The organism is Exiguobacterium sp. TNDT2 (genome assembly GCF_003331145.1).
Taxonomy (GTDB): domain Bacteria; phylum Bacillota; class Bacilli; order Exiguobacteriales; family Exiguobacteriaceae; genus Exiguobacterium.
Genome location: NZ_QLVE01000011.1, coordinates 107,670 through 129,217 on the forward strand (window position 1 = coordinate 107,670; position 21,548 = coordinate 129,217).

General features: G+C 52.6%; 24 protein-coding genes, 1 tRNA gene and 1 riboswitch. Of the genes, 14 read left to right on the forward strand and 11 right to left on the reverse strand.

Annotation, left to right across the window (positions count from 1 at the left end; translation table 11 throughout):
• Positions 1–55: 55 nt before the first annotated feature.
• The 4 genes from DPV68_RS08070 to DPV68_RS08085 all read right to left on the reverse strand — a co-directional run bounded on the left by DPV68_RS08070 (position 56) and on the right by DPV68_RS08085 (position 3,920).
• Positions 56–319, reverse strand: coding sequence for a hypothetical protein (locus tag DPV68_RS08070; RefSeq protein ID WP_114166248.1), 264 nt, complete (start codon positions 317–319; stop codon positions 56–58).
• A gap of 12 nt (positions 320–331) precedes the next feature.
• Positions 332–1,213, reverse strand: a complete 882-nt coding sequence (locus DPV68_RS08075; RefSeq protein ID WP_114166249.1) for an SMP-30/gluconolactonase/LRE family protein — start codon at positions 1,211–1,213, stop codon at positions 332–334.
• A gap of 172 nt (positions 1,214–1,385) precedes the next feature.
• Entirely contained in the window at positions 1,386–2,447 is a 1,062-nt protein-coding gene (gene rlmN / locus DPV68_RS08080) for a dual-specificity RNA methyltransferase RlmN (RefSeq protein WP_114166250.1), read from the reverse strand.
• A 69-nt stretch (positions 2,448–2,516) separates the two neighbouring features.
• Positions 2,517–3,920: an amidase family protein gene (locus tag DPV68_RS08085; protein ID WP_114166251.1), complete on the reverse strand. Its 1,404-nt coding sequence runs from the start codon at positions 3,918–3,920 to the stop codon at positions 2,517–2,519.
• Between the two features lie 111 nt (positions 3,921–4,031).
• Between DPV68_RS08085 and DPV68_RS14975 the strand changes: the two genes are divergently transcribed.
• Both DPV68_RS14975 and msrA read left to right on the forward strand, forming a co-directional pair.
• Positions 4,032–4,193, forward strand: coding sequence for a hypothetical protein (locus DPV68_RS14975; protein WP_198662277.1), 162 nt, complete (start codon positions 4,032–4,034; stop codon positions 4,191–4,193).
• Positions 4,194–4,237: 44 nt separating this feature from the next.
• A riboswitch (SAM riboswitch) is annotated at positions 4,238–4,338 on the forward strand.
• Positions 4,339–4,400: 62 nt separating this feature from the next.
• On the forward strand, positions 4,401–4,913 hold the full coding sequence (gene msrA / locus DPV68_RS08090) for a peptide-methionine (S)-S-oxide reductase MsrA (protein WP_114166252.1): 513 nt from the start codon (positions 4,401–4,403) through the stop codon (positions 4,911–4,913).
• 28 nt (positions 4,914–4,941) lie between these two features.
• Here msrA and DPV68_RS08095 read toward each other — a convergent pair whose 3' ends face one another.
• Positions 4,942–5,805, reverse strand: a complete 864-nt coding sequence (locus DPV68_RS08095) for a GRP family sugar transporter (RefSeq protein WP_114166253.1) — start codon at positions 5,803–5,805, stop codon at positions 4,942–4,944.
• Positions 5,806–5,939: 134 nt separating this feature from the next.
• On the opposite strand from DPV68_RS08095, the gene DPV68_RS08100 reads away from it, so the two are divergent.
• The 3 genes from DPV68_RS08100 to DPV68_RS08110 all read left to right on the forward strand — a co-directional run bounded on the left by DPV68_RS08100 (position 5,940) and on the right by DPV68_RS08110 (position 7,091).
• A tRNA-Ala gene (locus DPV68_RS08100) sits at positions 5,940–6,012 on the forward strand.
• A 114-nt stretch (positions 6,013–6,126) separates the two neighbouring features.
• On the forward strand, positions 6,127–6,459 hold the full coding sequence (locus DPV68_RS08105) for a four-helix bundle copper-binding protein (protein ID WP_114166254.1): 333 nt from the start codon (positions 6,127–6,129) through the stop codon (positions 6,457–6,459).
• Between the two features lie 65 nt (positions 6,460–6,524).
• A complete protein-coding gene (locus tag DPV68_RS08110) occupies positions 6,525–7,091 on the forward strand; it encodes a 3'-5' exonuclease (protein ID WP_114166255.1) in 567 nt (188 codons plus the stop codon).
• 43 nt (positions 7,092–7,134) lie between these two features.
• On the opposite strand, the gene DPV68_RS08115 is transcribed toward DPV68_RS08110, so the two are convergent.
• The 4 genes from DPV68_RS08115 to DPV68_RS08130 all read right to left on the reverse strand — a co-directional run bounded on the left by DPV68_RS08115 (position 7,135) and on the right by DPV68_RS08130 (position 10,994).
• Positions 7,135–8,193 (reverse strand): bifunctional glycosyltransferase family 2/GtrA family protein, encoded by a 1,059-nt coding sequence (locus DPV68_RS08115; RefSeq protein ID WP_114166256.1) that lies wholly within the window; start codon positions 8,191–8,193, stop codon positions 7,135–7,137.
• Between the two features lie 102 nt (positions 8,194–8,295).
• Positions 8,296–9,297: a sodium:calcium antiporter gene (locus DPV68_RS08120; protein WP_114166257.1), complete on the reverse strand. Its 1,002-nt coding sequence runs from the start codon at positions 9,295–9,297 to the stop codon at positions 8,296–8,298.
• 394 nt (positions 9,298–9,691) lie between these two features.
• On the reverse strand, positions 9,692–10,396 hold the full coding sequence (locus DPV68_RS08125; protein ID WP_114166258.1) for an SDR family NAD(P)-dependent oxidoreductase: 705 nt from the start codon (positions 10,394–10,396) through the stop codon (positions 9,692–9,694).
• Between the two features lie 49 nt (positions 10,397–10,445).
• The gene (locus DPV68_RS08130) at positions 10,446–10,994 is read right to left on the reverse strand and encodes a glycerol-3-phosphate responsive antiterminator (protein ID WP_114166259.1); all 549 of its coding nucleotides are present in this window, start codon (positions 10,992–10,994) and stop codon (positions 10,446–10,448) included.
• 124 nt (positions 10,995–11,118) lie between these two features.
• Here DPV68_RS08130 and DPV68_RS08135 point away from each other — a divergent pair, with 124 nt between their 5' ends.
• A complete protein-coding gene (locus tag DPV68_RS08135; protein WP_114166260.1) occupies positions 11,119–11,538 on the forward strand; it encodes a GNAT family N-acetyltransferase in 420 nt (139 codons plus the stop codon).
• Between the two features lie 40 nt (positions 11,539–11,578).
• Entirely contained in the window at positions 11,579–12,754 is a 1,176-nt protein-coding gene (locus tag DPV68_RS08140; protein WP_114166261.1) for a cation:proton antiporter, read from the forward strand.
• A gap of 45 nt (positions 12,755–12,799) precedes the next feature.
• Here DPV68_RS08140 and DPV68_RS08145 read toward each other — a convergent pair whose 3' ends face one another.
• Positions 12,800–13,429: a DedA family protein gene (locus DPV68_RS08145; RefSeq protein ID WP_114166262.1), complete on the reverse strand. Its 630-nt coding sequence runs from the start codon at positions 13,427–13,429 to the stop codon at positions 12,800–12,802.
• A gap of 70 nt (positions 13,430–13,499) precedes the next feature.
• On the opposite strand from DPV68_RS08145, the gene DPV68_RS08150 reads away from it, so the two are divergent.
• From DPV68_RS08150 to DPV68_RS08180, 7 genes are all read left to right on the forward strand, one after another.
• The gene (locus tag DPV68_RS08150) at positions 13,500–14,090 is read left to right on the forward strand and encodes a DNA-3-methyladenine glycosylase I (RefSeq protein WP_370447072.1); all 591 of its coding nucleotides are present in this window, start codon (positions 13,500–13,502) and stop codon (positions 14,088–14,090) included.
• 123 nt (positions 14,091–14,213) lie between these two features.
• Complete coding sequence (putP, locus tag DPV68_RS08155) at positions 14,214–15,701, forward strand: sodium/proline symporter PutP (RefSeq protein ID WP_114166264.1); 1,488 nt, start codon at positions 14,214–14,216, stop codon at positions 15,699–15,701.
• 126 nt (positions 15,702–15,827) lie between these two features.
• A complete protein-coding gene (locus DPV68_RS08160; protein WP_232819562.1) occupies positions 15,828–16,976 on the forward strand; it encodes a CapA family protein in 1,149 nt (382 codons plus the stop codon).
• A gap of 126 nt (positions 16,977–17,102) precedes the next feature.
• Positions 17,103–18,314 (forward strand): argininosuccinate synthase, encoded by a 1,212-nt coding sequence (locus DPV68_RS08165; RefSeq protein WP_114166265.1) that lies wholly within the window; start codon positions 17,103–17,105, stop codon positions 18,312–18,314.
• Positions 18,307–19,689, forward strand: coding sequence for an argininosuccinate lyase (argH, locus tag DPV68_RS08170; protein ID WP_114166266.1), 1,383 nt, complete (start codon positions 18,307–18,309; stop codon positions 19,687–19,689). The genes DPV68_RS08165 and argH overlap by 8 nt, the downstream gene beginning before the upstream one ends.
• Before the next feature lie 111 nt (positions 19,690–19,800).
• A complete protein-coding gene (locus DPV68_RS08175; protein ID WP_114166267.1) occupies positions 19,801–20,331 on the forward strand; it encodes a biotin transporter BioY in 531 nt (176 codons plus the stop codon).
• A gap of 63 nt (positions 20,332–20,394) precedes the next feature.
• On the forward strand, positions 20,395–20,589 hold the full coding sequence (locus DPV68_RS08180; RefSeq protein ID WP_114166268.1) for a hypothetical protein: 195 nt from the start codon (positions 20,395–20,397) through the stop codon (positions 20,587–20,589).
• A gap of 85 nt (positions 20,590–20,674) precedes the next feature.
• Here the strand turns inward: DPV68_RS08180 and DPV68_RS08185 are convergent, their stop codons facing one another.
• Positions 20,675–21,523: a sulfite exporter TauE/SafE family protein gene (locus DPV68_RS08185; RefSeq protein ID WP_114166269.1), complete on the reverse strand. Its 849-nt coding sequence runs from the start codon at positions 21,521–21,523 to the stop codon at positions 20,675–20,677.
• Positions 21,524–21,548 lie beyond the last annotated feature (25 nt).

Genomic DNA, 21,548 nt, shown 5'->3' on the forward strand with positions numbered 1-21,548 from the left:
CGCCTTTGTCTTGTCAAGAAAAAAACACGCCCGTTTCCGGACGTGCTCACTTCCCCTATTCCTCTAACGCCTTACGTTCCGCCTCGGAGCGGGGGTACGCGTTCGCCTGCCATTCGGCCCGGTAAATCGAGTCGAGCTGCGTTAGACCGACCTCGCCCATGTCCTTGTCCGCATCGACACTCGGCGTCTCATCCCAACGTGGATTCAAATACGTGTGGTCATCCTCCCGGTTCGCATCCATTAATTTTTGGATGCCGATCCGGGCCACTGCCGCGAGTGCCAAACCGATGCCTGCACGAACGAGCAATCGCTTTACCATCTTCGTACCTCCTTATCGTCCAAACCGATAGAGCGGCATCCCTTTCACGTCTGTATCGATTTTGAAGACCGACCCTGCGTCCGGATGGGCTTTGAGCGCCTCGTCATCCATCCCTTCACGCGCCGTAGTGATGGCGAGTTGTTTCAAGTCGTCGCCGACGAAACAGCACGACGTGACGTTCGGGGCAGGCACGAGCACTTCGAGCACTTTTTCACCAGTTCCCGGATCCCAGCGCGAGACGCGGCCGCCGGCAAAGTGGGCGATCCATAAGAACCCTTCCTCGTCAGATGTCATACCGTCCGGGAATCCTTCCTCGTCTTTGAAATCGATGACCACTTCCCCATTCCCGAGCGTTCCCGTTTTTAAGTCGAACGGGTATTTACGGACCGTCTCGGTCGGTGTATCGATGTGATAGAACGTCGCGTGGTCCGGAGACCATGTCAATCCGTTCGATAATGTCAACTCGCTCAACATGACCTCGGTCGTGCCGTCACGGTTCAAGCGATAGAGTGTCGCCTCGTTCTCTTCATCGTTGAGATGGAGCGTCCCGGCAAAGATACGTCCATAAGGATCGGCCTTTCCGTCGTTAAAGCGAAGGTTCCTTTCCGGGTCGTCGAGTTCGACGATTTTATCGAGCTCTTTCGATGTCTCGTCCCACTCATAAATGCCGTCTTTTAAGCCGACGACGACACCGTCCGTCACTTTCGGGACCGCAAATCCGATTTGTTGTCCCATATCGAACGACGACAGCTCATCTTCTTTTTCGTCGTACCACCAAAGCGTATGTCCTTCGATATCGACCCAATAAAACCGTTTCAGTTCAGCATCCCAACACGGCCCTTCCCCAAGCGTGTTTCTGACTCGAATCCATAACGCAGCGTTTACTGTCTCCATTGAATTGCCTCCACTCTCTACATTGATTTCAACTGACTATTCCCTGAGCGGGCGAGGTCTATTCACTATTTATCAAAATCGTTTCGCAGAGTTAGGGGCGATATCCGTTTTTCCTTCGCCGGAGCGGCTCTACGAAAAAAACTCCTTGAATCATTCGATTCAAGGAGTCCAATTATTTCGCGCCTTCGACGTTCATATGTTTACTGCGCAACTGGCCGCATGCCGCATCGATGTCAGTCCCGTGTTCGAGGCGGACACCCGTGTTGATGCCCCGCTTCTTCAAGACGTCGTAAAACGCCATGATGTCCTCGGACGTACTGCGCTCATACTGGATATGCTCGTTGACCGGGTTATACGGGATCAAGTTGACGTACGACTTGTCCTTGATGTCGTCGATGAGCGCCGCCAATTCTTCGGCGTGCTCCGGCAAATCGTTCACTTTCGACAATAGAATATATTCGAATGTGATGCGTTTGTTCGTCTTCTCGACGTAATACCGGATGGCCGGCATGAGCTTGTCGAGCGGGAACGCCCGGTTGATTTTCATGATTTGCGTCCGAAGCGCATCGTTCGGCGCATGGAGCGACAGCGCCAAGTTGATGCGCAAATCGAGGTCCGCGAACTTGTAGATTTTGTCGGCGAGTCCGCTCGTCGAGACGTTGATTTTACGCGGGGCGATTGCGAGACCGCGCTCGTCTTTGACGACGCGCAGGAAGTCGACCAAATTGTCAAAGTTATCGAACGGTTCGCCGATTCCCATGACGACGATATGGCTGACCCGGGCACCTTCGCCGACTTCGTCCAAGTAATGTTGCACGGTCATGATCTGTTCGACGACTTCGCCGGCCGTCAAATCACGTGTCTTCTTCAAGAGACCGCTCGCACAGAAGCTACAGCCGATGTTGCAGCCGACCTGCGTCGTCACACAGACCGAACGTCCGTATTTGTGACGCATGAGCACGGTCTCGATGTAGTGTCCGTCGTGCAGTTTAAGTAAAAATTTGACCGTCCCGTCGCCCGCTTCTTGTTTGACGAACAGGTCTTGCGTCGAGATGACGTATTCGGCGGCGAGCGCCTCACGCACCTCGGCCCGTACCGAGATGTCCTCGATGTGCTTGACTCGGTCGATATAGAGCGAGTCCCAGATTTGTCTCGCGTGGAAAGCGCTGTATCCCCAAGAGACGCACGCTTCCGTCAGCTGATCGAATGTCAGCCCGTATATAGATGGTTTCATTGCTATCTGTCCTTTCTTCAATCCGCATACGTACCATTGTAGCGGACGTGGACGACCGGTGCAACGTTCTTATAACGGTGGGACGGGACGTGTCACGTGACGCTCGAACGCATAAGCGAGACGAATCAAGTCGCGTTCGGCATAGCTCGTCCCCGTGAACGACAAGCCGAACGGGGCCCCGCTCGCTTTCAAGCGATACGGGATTGTGATGGTCGGGTGCCCTGCTTTTGCGGCCATGTCGTAATTGTAATCATGCGGTAAGACGAGCCCATGCAACCGCTGTTCATTCAATAGACGGTCAAGGCCGTCCGTCTTAGCGTCACGCACGTCATCGAGCCGACGCGTCAAATAGGCCGCCTCGATGAGACGTCCCGACAGCTCGTCCGCCTTCTCGAACGTCTTCTGTCCGTGCGGAATCGTCTCCGGATGCTCATTGTTCCAGTCAATTAAATCCGACAGCGTCTCGTATGGGAGCGTCGTCGAGGCGAGGTACGCCTCAATCCCGAGTTTGAACTCGTGGTACAGAATATCGCCTTGGTCGAGCGTATCATGGGCGGGCAGTTCGACTTCGACAAGGTCGATTCCGCTCTGTTTCAACAGCTCGATTGCCTCCCCGTATAGCGACTGTTCTTCTTCCGATAAATCGGCCTTGACGACCCCGACACGCATTCCGACCGCTTGGCGTTCATCGAGGCACGTCCGATACGGCGGACCGGCCGGGAGGTTGAGTGTCGCCGGGTCCGTCGGGTCTTCCCCGACCATCACTTCGAGTGCCCGTACGGCGTCTTCGAGCGTACGCGCCATCGGTCCCGCTGTGTCTTGAGACCGCGAGATCGGGATGATGCCACTCCGGCTGATCAGGCCGACGGTCGGTTTGATACCGACGATGCCATTATGTACGCTCGGATGGATGATGGAACCGCTCGTCTCGCTACCGACAGCGAGCAGTGTCAAATTTGCTGCGACCGCTGATGCCGAACCGGAGCTCGAGCCTCCGACATCGAGCTTATCCCCATATGGATTGAGCGTCTGACCACCGACGCCGCTCCAGCCGTTCGGCATGCCTTCTGTCAAAAAATTGGCCCATTCCGACAAGTTTGCTTTCCCGAGGATGATGGCTCCGCTCGCGCGCAGGCTTTGGACGAGATGCGCGTCGCGGCCGGCGAAGTGATGCGCGAGAGCGACGGCCCCAGCCGTCGTTTTCATCAGTCCATCCGTCTCCACATTGTCTTTAATAAGCACTGGGATGCCGAGCAGCGGCAAGCGTACTCCGCGACGGAAGGCCCGATCGGCCGCTTCAGCCTCGAACAACGCGTCCGGATTCACTTGGATGACCGCCCTCAGCTTGTCGTTGAATTGGGCGATCCGGATCAAATAGTAGGCCGTCACGTCACGCGCCGTGAACGTCCCTTCTTTATAGCCGCGATGGGCGGTCTCGATATCGAGTTCCATAAAATCAAATGTGTCAGTCATGTTGATTCCTCCTTTGGTCACTCGATGGTATTCGCTATCGACACATGATTTCCTGTTTTTCATCGCCAACAAATCTGTAACTTGTTACACTGTTAGAAAAGGGAGGTTACCATGAACCGTTCTTATGTGCTCGTTTTACTGGCCGTCTTCGCCCTATTCTTTTTACAACTATATGCCAAAGGAGAAGCATACTCGACGCCCGTCTCGGTCGTTCTCGTCATCTTGATCATCGGTGCCACCTTGCTCCAACTTCGACGCAAGCCAAACCGTTGACGCCGCTTTAAATCTGATGGTATGATGCTGTCACCAACTACATATCGATATCTTGAGTGAACGAGAGACCTGGCTCTATGACTTCACAGCAACCTGCTACGGCAAGGTGCTACTACCAGCAAGGCGATTGCCTTGGCCGATATGACGAAGCGCTCATGTCGATGACATGGGCGCTTTTTTGGGAATGAACATGAGGGGGATTTACTAATGGAGAAAGCAACATTCGCAGGTGGGTGTTTTTGGTGCATGGTGACGCCGTTCGAGGAACAACCTGGCATCGAGTCGATCGTATCCGGCTATACGGGAGGTCACGTCGACAACCCGACGTATGAACAAGTGAAGACAGGGACGACCGGCCACTATGAGGTCGTCGAGATCACGTTCGACCCGACGCTGTTCGCTTATGAGCGCCTGCTCGAACTATATTGGATTCAGACCGACCCGACCGATGACGGCGGCCAGTTCCAAGACCGCGGCAGCCAATATGCACCAGCCATCTTCTATCATACGGAAGAACAACGCGTGAAAGCAGAACAGAGTCGCGACGCGCTCGCGGCGAGCGGACGTTTTAAGCAGCCGATCGTCACGAAGATCTTACCGGCCGACACGTTCTATCCAGCCGAAGAATATCATCAAGACTTCCATAAAAAAAATCCGGCCCACTATAAAGAGGACCGGAAAAAATCTGGGCGTGACGCATTCATCGAACAAGCCTGGTAAGCGAAAGACGGGTCGTCTGACCCGTCTTTTAGCTTTTAGCGATTCCGAGCATGAATCCGGCCACGACAATGAGGCCGATACCCATAAAGACGAAGACACGTTCTTTCGTCGTCTTCTCTTCTTTCAATAGATAAATCCCGCCGAGCGTCGCCACGACGACGTTCAATTGGGACAAGGCGAATGACGTCGCAATGCCGACCTCACCGCTCGACACGAACAGCCCGAAGTTCCCGATCCCCCAGGCGATCCCGGCCAAGATGTTTTTGAACGTCCTTGGGTCGAACTTCTTCACATCTTTCTCACGCAGGCTGAACAACAGCGCCGCGACGAACATCCCGATCGATTGCGGCAAGATGGCCGTGATCCCGTCGACCTCGAAATAGTTCGTGAGAACGGCATACGTCACGTAACCGATGCTCGACACGAGCAGGACGAGCAACCCTTTTTTCAAGGCGCCGCTGCTATCGCCATCTTTTTGTTGTTGGTATGACGTCAGTGCCGCCCCGATGATAATCAACACGAGCGCAGAAAAGCCGAGCCACAACTCGGTCGTCGTCTTCCAGTCACCAAGGACGATGACACCAAACAATGATGTACCAAGCAGCTGCATGCCGGTACTAATCGGCATCGCTTTCGAGACGCTTAGAATTTGAAATGATTGGAACTGTAAATACTGCCCGAGCGCCCAGAAAACGCCAGAGATGAAGCCGGTCACAATCGCGAGCGTCGTGAACTCAGGGTTGAACACGAGTGCGATGATGACCGCCATCACCATCGCCCCGATCGTCGTTCCGATTAACTGTTGAATCGGCTTCCCGCCGACTTTCGATACGATGAGCGGTATGCTCCCCCACATCAAGGCAGGCAGGAGTGCGAGTAAAATCATTTCCATGGATGACACCTGCTTTCGTAGTATAACATCATTTTTGATTTCCCCATGTTTAGCACTGATTAAACTTTGTACGAAAAAAATTAAAATTAGCCATTGCCAAATGTTTTACTAGGATGATATAATAATTTTCGAACGGGGCATTAGCTCAGCTGGGAGAGCGCCACGCTGGCAGCGTGGAGGTCAGCGGTTCGAGCCCGCTATGCTCCATTATCGAAGTCACCACTCATTTGAGCGGTGACTTTTTTTGCGTCTCCGTTCGGTTTAAGTCACCTGGTAGCGGGTAATGATTGTAAGACATCATTATTCTAAGGGGGACTTATCATGGACCGAGCCTCTGTCGAAGAGACCATTTTAGCCGTCATCGACTGTATGCGGGCAAGCAATCATTGTTTCTCAAAATGCTTACAAGAAGAAGACTTGTTAATGGTCGCCGAGTGTATCCGACTGACGAAAGAATGTTCGGAAGTGTGTGCGCTCGCCTTGAATGCGCTCGAGACCGATTCGGCTTTCACCAAACCGATCGGTGCACTTTGCGCCCAAGTGTGCGACACGTGCGCCGTCGAATGTGGCCGTCACTTGCACGACCATTGCCAACGCTGTGCCGAAGCGTGTCTACGCTGTGCCGAGGCGTGCCGGCACTTGGTAGCCGCATAATCGCTTTTTAGTCTAACGATATGTTAGACTTTTTTTATACTTGTTTTATGAGAAAGGGAACGATTATGTCACATTCAATTCTAGCCATCGACGTCGAGACGGCAAACCGCGATAGCCGGAGCATCTGCTCTGTCGGGTGGAGCCTGCTCGTCGACGGTGAAATCATCGAAACGAACCAACTGCTCGTCAATCCGGAGGAAGACTTCGATGCCGGCAACATCCGCGTTCACGGCATCCGGCCGAGCGACGTCTGGGACGCCCCGGCTCTGCCCGAAGTGCTCGAACAGCTTTATCCGACGCTCAGGGATGTCGACCTCGTCATGGCGCATAACGCTTCGTTCGACATGGGCGCATTCAAGAAAGCGATCGCCAAATACGATTTATATACGTTTCCGACCATCGAATATGGTTGTACCGTCAAGCTGTCGAGAAAACTGTATCCTGGGCTCCCGAACCATAAGCTGAACACGATGGCCGAATATTTGAACGTACCTTTCGTCCATCATGACGCGGCCGAGGATGCCCGTGTCTGTGCGTTGCTCATGCGTGATATGATGCAGAAGACCGGGATTCATGACCCGCGTGAACTGCACCGGTACACATCGGTCAAGCTCGGAAAACTCGCTTATTGAACAAAATGCATGCCAGACAGGCCAAGACGAGCGTCTTGGCCTGTTAGCGTTTAAAAATCCATTTTTTTTGGACATAATAACTGATTACGAACAAGAAGCTGTCGACGAACACTTTAATCCACACTTCACCGTCGCGGACGACATAGAACAGCGCATAGACAAGACCGGCCGACAGTGCCATCTGCAATCCGACGAGTCCGAAATATTTCGGCATCGCCCGACTTGCCTTCGAATGAAATACGACTTTCCGATTAATGAAATAATTGAACAGCGATGACAGGATGCGGGCCACGACTGTCGCAATCAAGACGTGGGTCGTCTCGAACCAAGGATTCAACAAATAGACGAATAATGCATAGAACCCGATATCTAACAGGAACGAGGCAATCGAAGATAAGGAATACGCCAAAAACATACGGTAGATGAGAATCGAATCGATTACCGGCCGGAAATGGGACGAGGCGTTCTCGGCCACATAGACGGTCTGAATCGGTGTCTGATGGATCGGGACTTGCAATCGTTTCGTGAACGTCAACATGTTCATCTCAAACTCGTAACGGTTCCCCGGTACATCGAGCAATTGTTCCGCGTACCGGAGCGGGATCGCCCGCAGCCCGGTCTGCGTGTCTTTCAGACGGAGACCGCTGCCGAGCAACATGACACCGCGCGTCATCTGATTCCCGAACCGGCTCCGGAATGGGATATCGGACCCGGAAAAATCACGACAGCCCATAATCAAATGGTGGGGCCAACGTACGCCTTCTTCATACAACTTTAAGACGTCAGCCGGCAGATGTTGGCCATCCGCATCGACCGTGATGACCCCGTTCGTTCTAGGGAAATGCTGAACGACATGCCGAATCCCAGTTTTCAATGCCGCACCTTTCCCTTGATTCCGAGCATGCTCGAGCACCGTTACCGACTTTCGGATTTCATCAAAAATCGGACGGGACGTCTCGGCACTCCCATCGTTCACGACGAACAGATGCACAAATCCTTTTTCTTTCAACTCCCGGACAAGTGTGACGAGCGCCTGATCGGGGTTATATGCGGGGATTAGTATGACGTAATCATCAAGAAGTTCCACGGAATGCATTTGCATCGCCACCCCTCCTTCCCTCCTTCTATACCCAAGACGACGAAAAGTGATTCCTCGAATCAAAGTAAACAAAAAACACGGTGTCTCGGAGGACACCGTGCCAGATTAACCGACGAAGATGAAGTAAGACGAAGCGAAGTAGACGAGCACGACGAGCACTGACGGCAAGATGTAACGCAGTTTTGACGTCACGTCTTTACGTAGGAGCGTATACATGACGAGCACCGACAAGATGGTAATCCCAATCGCTGTCACCAAGTGAGACGCCGACACGTCGGCCAGAATCGAACCGTTGCGGTAAAACACGTCCGACATCGCGATGATGAGCATATTGAAGATGTTGCTTCCCAAAATCGAGCCGAACGCCAAGTTGACGTTACCGAGTTTTAAAGCGACGAATACAGACACCGCTTCCGGAAGCGAGGTCGTCGCGGCAATTAAGAAGCTACCGACGAAGCTCGAACCGAGGCCCGTGACGACGGCGATTTGATCACCTAGCACCGAGAGCGCCGTCCCAGCCGCCATGATGACGAGTGCGGCAATGATGAAACCGATGACCGCACGTTTGACCGTGATCGAACTTGTCGCACTGGCGCCGACTTCTTGTACGGACTCGTTTACAGCTTCCCGCTCGACGGCAGGTTGTTGCGGGCGCTTACCGATATAATAAATCCCAATCGCGTACAATCCGGCAATTAATAAGGCGTCGATTCCAATTCCGAGAATTGTGAAGTCGATGCGGACGATGAGGGCGATCATCGTGACGAGCGTCAACATGAGACCGAGACCGGCCGTATAGAGATGGTCTCGGCTCGCCTCATTGAACAATCGTTTCTGACGATAGAATAGATCGAACATCGCCAAGATGAAGATATTGAACAAGTTCGACCCGAGCATGTTTCCGATGGCGATATCCGGATTGTTGATCATGACGGCTGATACGCTCGTCGTCACTTCCGGCAATGATGTTGCACCGGCAAGTAACACGGTCCCGACGAGCATCCCGCTCATTGTCGACTTCTCACTGATGACGTCAGCGTAAGTCGAAAGTTTCATGGCGGCATACACGGTGAGTGCAGCAGCCAAAATGAAGTAAATGAATACCATATTCCTGTATCTCCCCTTTTCAAAAAAATCAAAAAAGACCTTTTTATGGACGCCGAATAAGCATCCATAAAAAGGTCTCGCGGACTTGGTAAGAAGCTCGATGGACCGAGTGCATTGCACCGTAATGACGACCCACCGACCACATTCGTGGTCGCTACTCCCCTTTTTATGTTCACGACGAATATATCACGTTTAAGGTCACTTGACAATCATTTCACTCGAGCCACGCGACGATCTCTTCTGACTGCAATGTCGTTCGATTAGATAATTCCTCAATCATCTAATATACAAGGCCCATGAAGTCCCAGTTTGGTCCACAACCGCGTCTACTCGAAGCATGGTCTTCCTAAGAAGCTGCCACTTCAGGTTGCGAAGCAAATAAATGGTGAGCAGTTCACGGTTCATAAATCATCTTTTTCGTCATGCCCCCGTCGACGATCAAGTTATGACCATTGACGAAATCATTTTTCTCATCGCTCAAATAGGAGACAGCCCGGACGATATCCATCGGCGTACCGACCCGTCCCGAGGGATGTTGCGCGTGGTCGATGTCACGAAGGGCTTCTTCCGAGGTATGGATCCATCCGGGACTGATTGCATTCACCGTGATCGGTCGCTCAGCCAAAGAGACCGCCATCGACTGGGTCAACGAAACGATCCCGCCTTTTGAGGCGCCGTATGCTTCCCAATCGGCCTCGTTCTGAAGCGCGCGGGTCGAGGCCACGTTGATGATACGGCCGAAATCAGCCCCTTCATTTAAAGTTAAAAACGCTTTCGAACAAGCGAACGTACCGACGAGGTTGACGTCAATCACGTGTTTAAACGTCTCGACATCGAGTTCAGTCATCGGTTTGGTAAGTGACGACACGCCACCGTTATTGATGAGCACGTGGGCGGTGCCGACTTCTTGCTGAATCTCCGTGAACACACGGGCCACATCTTGATGATTCCCTAGGTCCATCTGGTGGAACGTCACTCCGTCAAGCTTAGGGTCCGTATCGATATCAAGCCCGATGACGCGATATTCACTGCTAAAATGACGGGCTAGTTCCCGCCCGATTCCTTGACTGACACCGGTAATAATCATGGTCTGTTTCATATTCATCCCTCCTGCAACATCAAATACCCCGATTTGATCAAAACGAGTCCTATCCAATCGTCCAAAGACGTTGATCAGACGTCGTCACGACCGTCGCCCCGGCCTCGAGGGCGGCCTCGACTTCTTCAGATGACGAAATCAAGCCGCCGGCGAAAACCGGAATCTTCGTTGTTTCCTTCACAGACCGGATAAACTTCGGAACAAGGCCAGGTAACACTTCGATATAATCCGGCTGGGTACGGTTGATGAGACGATAACTTTTTTCGAGCGAGTTCGAATCAATCAAGAATAAGCGCTGAACTGTTTTGACTTGCTTTTGTTTCGCCTTTATAATGACGCTGCCTTTCGTCGAGATGATCCCGTACGGACGATACGTCTGACAAATGTACTCGGTCGCATATTCATCCGCCTTCAACCCTTGAATCAAATCGAGATGGACAAATACTTGCTTGTCATGGGCCGCTAGCAACTGAAACACGGCATCGAGCCGGCCCACGTGTACTTCGAGCAGGACCCCCACCTTGAACGGTCCTTTCACAAACGTCTCGAGGTCTCGCATGTCTCGGAGCGCGGGTAAAATCGTTTGACCTTCTATCATACGGGCACGTCCTTTCTTCCATTTTATGTCTTCATTATCTGAACAAGATGAGGCGGAAATCAAGGTTTACCGATTCAATATAGCGGGAAAATAATTTTAACTTATGGAGAGAGGGAGTAGCGACATGGTCAATGAGGTAGATGTACGAATCGAGACACCGACACCGGAGGAACATCAACGCCTTCGCGTCAAAGCGGGTATGCCAAAGCGTTCCGACTCGGGGACGGCGAAAGGGCTAGCCAATACGCTATATGGCGTTTGTTTATATAAAGATGACACGATGGTCGGAATGGGCCGCGTCGTCGGGGACGGCGGCATGGTGTTTCATCTCGTCGATATCGTCGTCGACCCGGAGTGCCAAGGGCTCGGACTCGGAAAATTGATTATGGAGCAGTTGATGGACTGGATTTTACAGGAAGCCGACGAGACGGCCATCATCAGTTTGATTGCAGATATCCCAGCTGATGGATTGTACCGGCAATTCGGGTTTGACTATTCGCGCCCCGAATCGGTCGGGATGGAGTATCAATGGAACCGGGACTGACCCGTCGACCGCCGCGACTTTCAGGTTCAGGAGGTGACGTATGGAGCTGAATATGATTGTCTTGTTCGGTCTGGCGCTAACCGCCATATCCGTGCTCAGCCTCATCATCGAGCGGTTATTCTTTCCAAGTATTCTTGCCTTTATCGCCATCGGCGTCGCCGTCGGCTTCTTCTGGGACGGAAACGAGGTCTTTAAAATTGCCGGCGAAATCGGGATTATTCTCTTATTCTTTTTACTCGGGTTAAAGTTCCCACTCGGAGAGTTGATGGAGCGTCTCAAGCGGGTATGGAAGGCAGGTGTCCTCGACATCGTGCTCGCCTTCGGGGTCACGGTCGGAATCGCCATGCTGTTCGGACTCGACTTCTCCCAATCGTTTTTAATCGGTGCCGTCTTGTTTGCGACGAGTTCGTCGATTTCTGCACGTCTGCTCGAGCGGCACGCGGACAAACATGAAGATGTGAAAGAATTCGTCTTGGCGTTGCTGATTTTTGAAGACATGGTTGCCCCGCTCATCTTGACCGTCGCCCCGTTCATCATCCAGGAAGAAGCAATCGAGGTCACAGATATCGGGAAAGTGTTCGCCGGTTTCCTCATCTTCGGCGTGTTGCTTTTCATCGGATCGCGCTTCATCAAGAAACAGCCGAAGATTGCTAAACATCTACTGCGACAAGATGATGCGAGCATCGGCTTGATCGGATTGATTCTCTTATTCGCCGGAATCGGCATGGTATTTGGACTGTCCGAGATTCTCGGGGCGTTCATCGCCGGCATCATGCTCGCGGGCATTCACGACGTCCGTCCGCTGAAACGATTGACCGTACCGGTTCGCGATTTGTTCTTACCGATTTTCTTCATCTCATTCGGAATCTCGATCAATCTCGAGCAAGGGGTTATCATCAATACGCTCTTCTTCGTCCTAATTATTTGGGGGGTTCTGTCGAAGTGGATTGTCGGCCGCGTTGGCGGTCGAATGTATGGCTTGACGCGAGTTCAGGCGAACGAGGCCGGCTTCTCCCTCGCCCCTCGTGGAGAGTTCTCCATCCTCTTTACCGCCTTGTCAAACGGCGCAATTAACTTGTTTGTCGGCCTTTACATCTTCGTCTCGGCCATCGTCGGTATCGTCTTGTTCCGCTTTTCGGAAAATCTTGCAGCCAAGACGGAAGAAAAACTGGAGAAAGTACTTCCCGATGAGACAAAAAATAAAGAGGATCAATGATTGAACACCAAGGAGGACCTTCACGTGAAGGTCCTCTTTCATTCATCAAAACGATGAGGCTTGTTTCGACTTTCTTTTCTTCCGTTTCTTGCGCCAGATGATAAACACAATCAGGCCGACAGCTAATAACCCGTAAATCGCGTACGAATATACATCTAAATATCGTAAGATTGCTTCCCAATTCTCACCGACACGGATGCCGATATAGATGAGGATCGTGTTCCAAATGACCGTTCCGGCCGTGCTGAGCAACAAGAACTTCACAAACGGCATATTCGACATCCCGGCCGGTAACGAGATCAAGCTCCGGACGACGGGCATCAAGCGGCCGAAGAATACCATCCAGCCCCCATATTTGTCGAACCAAGCATCTGCCCGCCGAACGTCAGCAATATCAAGCCGAATCCATTTGCCGTATTTCTTCGTCCATTTTTCAATCTGTTCGACATCTAAATATAAACCGATCCCGTACAACAATACGGCCCCTAAAATAGCGCCTGCCGTCGCAGCGAAGATGACGAGCGGGACATTCAAATCGGTCTTCACCGCGAAGAACCCGCCGAACAAGAGCACGACCTCTGAAGGAATCGGCGGGAACACGTTTTCAATAAAGATCATGAACGCGATACCAAAATAACCGAACTGTTCAATGACCTGAATCATCCACTCTCTCATATCATTCCCCCTCCAATATCTCCTATTATACCCGTCACCTTTACAACAATAACCGTCCTGACATGCTAAAATGAAGTACTTGAACGAAAGCGAGGAAATGCTCATGACCGAACCGATACGTTGTTCGTGGTGCGGAACAGACCCCATATATGTCCGCTATCACGACGAGGAATGGGGAAAACCCGTCCATGACGATCAGAAACACTTCGAATGTTTGACGCTCGAGAGCGCCCAAGCCGGCCTCAGTTGGATCACGATTTTACGAAAGCGCGACAATTACCGGGACGCCTATGCTGACTTCGATGTCGAAGCGGTCTCCTTGTTCGATGAAACAGATATGGAACGATTGCTAAACAATCCCGGCATCGTCCGGAATCGCCGTAAAATCGAGGCGTCGATCAATAACGCCAAACGCTTCATCGAGATTCAGCAAGAATTCGGGACGCTCGATGCCTATATTTGGTCGTTCGTCGATGGGGAGACGCTCAATAACGAATGGACCGCGATTGAAGAAATCCCTGCCACGACCGAACTCTCTCACCGAATCAGCAAAGACTTGAAGCGTCGCGGCTTCAAATTTTTAGGACCGACGACCATCTATGCCCATCTGCAGGCGACCGGCCTCGTCAATGACCATTTGACCTCTTGCTTCGCTAAATAATTTGATTATTTGGTCAATCCTCCAATAATATCGTGCACTTGATTCAATTTTGTGACAAAATTTTGTCATGGTGCACACCATAAAGATTGAATGCGTTTTCATCATGATTGAGGGGGATGTTTTATGAACGGGATTTTAATATCCATCACCGTTTACATGGCGCTCATGGTGTTACTCGGCATCATCGCCTATCGGCGGACAGAGAGCATCGGCGACTATATGCTTGGAGGACGTGGTCTAGGTCCTGCCGTCGCCGCCTTGTCGGCCGGTGCATCGGACATGAGTGGCTGGCTACTAATGGGCTTGCCCGGTGCCATGTACGCGACCGGTCTTTCGAGCGGATGGATCGTCATCGGGTTGACGATCGGCGCTTATCTGAACTGGCTGCTCGTCGCACCGCGGCTTCGAACGTATTCGTATTTGTCCGAAGATGCCATCACGATTCCCGACTTTTTCGAGAAACGATTCAAAGATTCACGCGGTACGCTACGAACGTTCTCGGCGGCTGTAACGCTCATCTTTTTCACGCTCTATGCCACGAGCGGGTTTGTGGCCGGCGGTCGCTTGTTCGAAGCCGTCTTCGATATCAATTTCGGGACCGGTGTCTTGATTTTGGCTTCGATTATCATCATCTATACGTTCATCGGAGGATTTTTGGCGGTCAGTTGGACGGACTTCGTCCAAGGACTCATCATGTTGTTCGCCCTCATCATCGTCCCAGCCATCGCCATCACGGCGACCGACGGGGTGAGCACCGCCTTCCAGACGATTGGCGACATCGATGAGGCGCTGCTTGATCCGCTGACCGGCCAGTCACTCATCGGCATCGTCTCCCTTTTCGCCTGGGGTCTCGGTTACTTCGGGCAACCACACATCATCGTCCGATTCATGGCGATCGAGAAGTTGCAGGACATCAAGAAGGCACGACGCATCGGCATCTCGTGGATGCTGTTCACTGTCGTCGGCGCGATGGCGACCGGTCTGTTCGGCCTCGCCTATTATACACAGCGTGGACTTGAGATCGATAACCCAGAAAACATTTTTATCAATCTCTCTGATTTATTATTTATCGACCTTATCACTGGCGTCTTGCTCGCGGCGTTGCTCGCGGCGATCATGTCGACCATCTCGTCACAGCTCCTCGTCTCATCGAGTGCCGCGACGACAGACTTCTATCAAAAGTTTTTCCGGAAAGACGCCGGCGACCGTGAGCTCGTCATGGTCGGCCGGATTACCGTCATCCTCGTATCGCTCATCTCGATTTGGCTCGCATTCGGGGCGGACGATACGATCTTGAACTTGGTTGGTTACGCCTGGGCCGGCTTTGGCTCATCGTTCGGTCCACTCATCTTGTTCAGCCTGTTCTGGAAACGGACGACGCGTCAAGGGGCGCTCGCCGGTATGCTCGTCGGGGCATTCGTCGTCATCGTCTGGAAAAACTTCGCCGCCGGTTGGTTCGGGACTATTGGTGGGATGTATGAGATGATTCCAGCGTTCTTTTTGTCGAGCCTCGCCATTTATATCGTCAGTCTGATGACACCTCCACCGAGCACAATCATCACGAACGAGTTCGAGGAAATGGAACATATCTTGAAAACCGAACGAATTTAACAATCGGAGTGCCATGCTACTATAGCCTGGTACTTTTTTTTGTGCCCTGACAAGGACATTCTATTTCCACGGCGAATAAAGTTGAGTAGAATCGTTTGAACCACACGAAAGGAAGTGACACGTCTGTTGAAACGAGTACTCCCATATAAACAAGCCATATTGACCTTGCCCTTCCTTCTCTTGTTCGGCTGTGCGACCGCTGACGTCGAAACGTCTATGGAGCAAACGGAGACCACGAAACCAGAGATCGAGGCGGAGGAGCCGGCGCCTGTTCCGGAAGAGCCGGAACCCGTCGTGACGACGACGTCACTCTATGCGATTGGCGATATCTTGTTACACGACAGTGTATATAATGCCGCGAAGAGCGGCGACGGCTATGATTTCATCGCCGCCTTCGAACCGATCACTCCGATTCTGACCGAGGCCGACATCGCCATCGCTAACCAAGAGAGCATGATCGGTGGCAGTGAGATGGGGTTATCAAGTTATCCCGCCTTCAACAGTCCGTATGAGGTCGGTGATGCGCTCCAAGACGCTGGCGTCGACTTGGTGACGACGGCGAACAATCACACGCTTGACCGGGGTGTCACGGCCATCGAGAATTCGATTGCGCACTGGAATGAGATCGGTATGCCGTACACTGGTTCGTTCTTATCAGAAGCGGACAAAGCCGAGATCCGGACGTTGACCGAGAATGACATCTCGTTCGCGTTTCTCGCCTATACGTACGGCACGAATGGTGTCGTTCCGAAACAACCGTATCACGTCAACTATATTGACCTTGAGGCGATGACTCCTGAGATTGAAGCAGCCGAGCAAACGGCTGATCTCACGGTCGTCTCGCTTCATTTCGGCAATGAATACGAGACGGTTCCGAACGAGGCGCAACAGACACTCGTCCAACAACTGTCCGACCTCGGGGTCGACATCATCATCGGACACCATCCTCACGTCCTCCAACCGGTCGCCTGGGTGGATGGCGCTGAAGGCAATCGGACCTTCGTCGCCTACTCGCTCGGAAATTTCCTATCCGGTCAACAAGGTGACGACCGAAATACAGGTGGCATCGTCGGCATCGAGGTCATCAAAACGGTCGAGGCGGATGAGACGACGTTCGAACTCGCCAACCCGATGTTCTATCCGACGTTCACCCGTCGCTCAATCGCTGACGGTCCGTTCGAGGTCGTGCCATTACAGTCGGCCAAGCCTGAGCTGTTCGAGGCCACAAGTGAACATATGTCACAGTGGATGCCCGAGCTCGAAATCGTCCAATGAAGGATCACTCTCCCAAGTGATTCTTTTTTTCTTGCCAAAAAAGGTTGCTTTGCATGGATGCATCCGTTAGACTAATTCGTATATTTATAAATTTATATGAATAATTATGTACAAGGGGTGTAAGAAATGAAACAAAAACTCGTACTCGCTTATTCCGGTGGACTTGACACATCGGTCGCAATCAAATGGTTGGATGAACAAGGATATGATGTCATCGCCTGCTGTTTGAACGTCGGTGAAGGGAAAGACTTAGAGCGCATCAAACAGAAGGCACTCAAAGTCGGGGCCGTCAAATCGGTCGTCATCGATGCGGTCGATGAGTTCGTCAACGATTTCGCCCGTTATTCGATGCAGGCACATACGATGTATGAAGGCGTTTATCCACTCGTCTCTGCCCTATCGCGCCCGCTCATCTCGAAAAAGCTAGTCGAGGTCGCACAAGCAGAAGGCGCTGTCGCCGTCGCCCACGGATGCACGGGGAAAGGGAATGACCAAGTCCGGTTCGAGGTGTCGATTCATGCGCTCGACCCGTCGCTTGAAATCATCGCCCCGGTCCGGGAGTGGAAATGGTCGCGGGAAGAAGAGATCGCCTATGCGGCCGAGCACGGTATTCCAATCCCAATCGTCCTAGAAGAGCCGTTCTCGATCGACCAAAACATTTGGGGGCGGGCCGTCGAATGCGGCATCCTCGAGGACCCTTGGGTCGCTCCACCAGCGAGTGCTTACGAGTTGACGGCACAGCTCGAAGACACACCGAATGAACCGACGTATGTCGAGATTGAATTCAATGCCGGGATCCCAGTCGCCATCAACGGACAAGCGGCGACGTTCACAGCGATTCTTGAGCAACTCAATATCGTCGCCGGGGCACACGGCATCGGAAAAATCGACCATATCGAGAACCGGGTCGTCGGCATCAAATCACGGGAAGTGTACGAGGCACCGGGTGCGATGACGCTCATCACGGCACACCAAGCGCTCGAGGCGCTCACGCTCGTCCGTGAAGTCGCCCATTTCAAACCGATCGTCGAACAGAAGTTGACGGAGATGATCTACAACGGTCTCTGGTACTCACCCTTGACGAAAGCACTCTTCGCCTTCATCGATGAGACGCAACAAACTGTGACCGGTACGGTCCGGATGAAACTGTTCAAGGGGCAAGCCATCGTCGACGGACGGAAGTCGCCAATCTCGCTCTATGATGAAGAGCTCGCGACGTACACGTCGGCCGACACGTTCGACCAACAAGCCGCCGTCGGTTTTATCAAACTTTGGGGATTACCGACAAAAGTGCAAGCGGAAGTGCTCGCCGAGAAAGGGATGACCGTCCATGAGTAAACTATGGGGCGGTCGGTTCGAACAGACGGCGAGTGAATGGGTCGACGAGTTCGGCGCTTCGATTCATTTCGACGCCCAGCTCGTGTTAGAAGATATTGAAGGGAGCATCGCCCACGTGACGATGCTCGGGGAGCAACACATTTTGACAGCGGACGAGGTCGCGCAAATCGTGGCGGGGTTAAAAACGCTAGCCAAGAAGGCACAAGCGGACGAGTTGACGTTCAACGTCTTCCATGAAGACATCCATATGAATCTTGAGGCGCTCTTGCATGACGAGATTGGGCCGGTCGCTGGTAAGATGCACACGGCCCGTAGCCGAAACGACCAGGTCGCGACCGACATGCACCTGTATTTGAAGCGCCGCGTCCTCGAGACGATTGACGGAATCGAGGCAGTGCAGACGGCACTCTATGACCATGCCGCTCACAACGTCGAGTCGATCATGCCGGGTTACACGCACTTGCAACGGGCCCAGCCGGTCTCGCTCGCCCATCACTTGCTCGCGTACTTCTGGATGCTCGAGCGTGACAAGGAACGCTTCAGTGACAGCTTGAAACGGATCGATATGAGCCCGCTCGGTGCCGGGGCCCTCGCCGGGACGACGTTCCCGATTGACCGCCACCGTTCGGCCGAATTACTTGGATTCGCAAACGTGTATCCGAACAGCCTCGACGCCGTCAGCGACCGTGATTTCATCTTGGAATTTTTATCGAATGCGTCACTGCTTATGATGCACTTGTCGCGTTTCTGTGAGGAGTTGATCCTTTGGAGCAGCGAAGAGTATCGGTTCATCACGATCTCTGACGTGTTCTCCACGGGATCGAGCATGATGCCACAGAAAAAGAACCCGGACATGGCCGAACTCGTCCGCGGAAAGTCAGGTCGTGTCGTCGGCAATCTGATGGGTCTGCTCACCCTCATGAAAGGATTACCGCTCGCCTATAACAAAGATCTGCAAGAAGACAAGGAAGGGATGTTTGACACAGTAAAAACGGTACAGGGTAGCCTCAGCATCATGGCCGGTATGATTCAAAACATGACGTTCCATACTGACACGATGAAACAAGCGACCGAGCGCGATTTCTCGAACGCGACCGAACTCGCCGACTATTTGACGGCGAAAGGGATGCCGTTCCGTGAGGCCCATGAAGTGACGGGCACGCTCGTCCGCTATTGTATCGACCAACGTCTGTATTTATCAGAATTACCGCTCAAGACGTATCAAACCCACTCTGAGTTGATTGAATCGGATGTGTACGAGGCACTTTCACCGGTGACGGCCGTCAAACGTCGCAACAGTTACGGCGGGACGGGCTTTGACTCAGTTCGGATTCAACTGACAGAAGCGAAAGGAAAACTACCGACATATGCCTAAACGATGAGGACCCGGTCATTTTGCGACCAGGTCCTCATTTATTGCTTGTCAGGCAGAACAAATGATGTTAACCTAATTTTAGTCAACGTTAACAGAAAAGAGGTTTACATAGTGAGAATTCATGATTTGACACAAGTCGCCATCGGTGCCGCCTTGCTCGCAAGTATCGGCTCCATTGCCATCCCGATTGGCCCCGTTCCGATCACCCTTCAAATGCTCGGCATCATGACGGTCGCTTCCGTCCTCGGCGCCAAAAAAGGCGGGCTCGCCGTCGTCGTCTACTTACTGCTCGGCTTGATCGGTCTACCCGTCTTAAGTGGTTCGGGCGGGCTCGCCCCGTTCGTCGGTCCGACGGTCGGTTACTTGATCGCCTTCCCGATTGCTGCCTTTTTGATCGGTTGGTTATCGGAACGGCATCGTTCGTTCCCCGCTCTCGTCGCGTATAACATCCTGATCGGCCTCGGTTTCGTCTATGTAGTCGGCAGCCTCGGTCTCCAAGCCGTGTTCGGCATGACGTTCATCGACGCGCTGAAGGTGAATATCCCATTCATCATCGGCGACCTAATCAAAGCCATCCTAGCCGCAGCCATCGCCTATAAAGTCTCGACGAACCCGCAAATGCGCAGAACTCTCGCCTCGTGAACGTTCAAACGTTTCATCGGAAAGAAGATGTGGAACGTATATAGTATGGAAGGGGGTGTCCTGATGAGCGATTCAACGTTTAAAAAGCGCTTGATGAAAGCGACCCATATCCATCGCTCCCCGAAAGGACAGCGTCGCGTGAAAGACGAGCCGCAACGTGAGAAACGCGACACCGAAGCGTTCGAACGACGTTTGCGTGAAGCGAAGAGCAAAGTCGAAGAGATTCAAGAAAACATTGATCATATCGCTAGACGTTAGAACCTCGTCCTCGGACGGGGTTTTTTAGTGCGCTTCAGCGTGCCTTTTTTAAAAGAAAAACCCCGTCCATAGACGAGGATTTTCATCACTTCGAACGAGGCCGGATGAATAGCGCAACGATGAACGACAGCGCGAGGACGACGAGCAGTCCGAGCGAGATGTCGTTGAAGCCGAGCAAGTTAAGTCCTACGCTGATGGCGACAGCAACATAGAAGCCACCGAGCGCCTTCTTGACGAGTTGCGAACTGAACCGCTGCAACTGCTTCGCCCCGATTGGCGAGCCAATCATCGCCCCTGCGATGAGCGCGATACCATGCCAATAGTTCGCATCGGCCCCGGCGACGGCATAGTTGATCACGCCTGAGACGACGATGAGGAACGCCGCAGCGATACTCGTCCCGACAGCTCGTTTCATTTCCGTATTGAGCAGTTTGACCTGGAGTGGCGTCAAGACGAACCCGCCGCTGACACCCATGAGTGACGAGATGAATCCGCCGAATAGACCGATAAAACCGAGGCGTGGGACTGATTCCGAGCCGACACTTCCTTCTTCATGTTGCTTCGACCGGAAGAATGAGACGGCGAAGTACGTCAACAGCGCGATATAGGCGAGCGAGATGACCGGCTTCGCACCGTCGAGCGTCTCGAGATAGAACACGAGCGGCGTCGCCACCCACGTCCCGACGACACCGAAGGCGCCAATCATGAGGGCATGTTTCGGATTGACGTTCTTTAATTTAAGATGGGAGATCGTACCGGCCGTCGTCGACCCGAGCGTGAGCATCAGACTGAGCGCGATGGCCGCACTCGCCTCGTATCCGAAGACGAGCAGGAGCGGCGTGAGTAAGATCCCGCCCCCGATGCCGAAGAATCCGCTCAAAATCCCGATGAGCGTTCCGAGCAGTAGAAACGATAATAATGCTGTGACATCCATGAACAAACCTTCTTTCTTTCCTTTT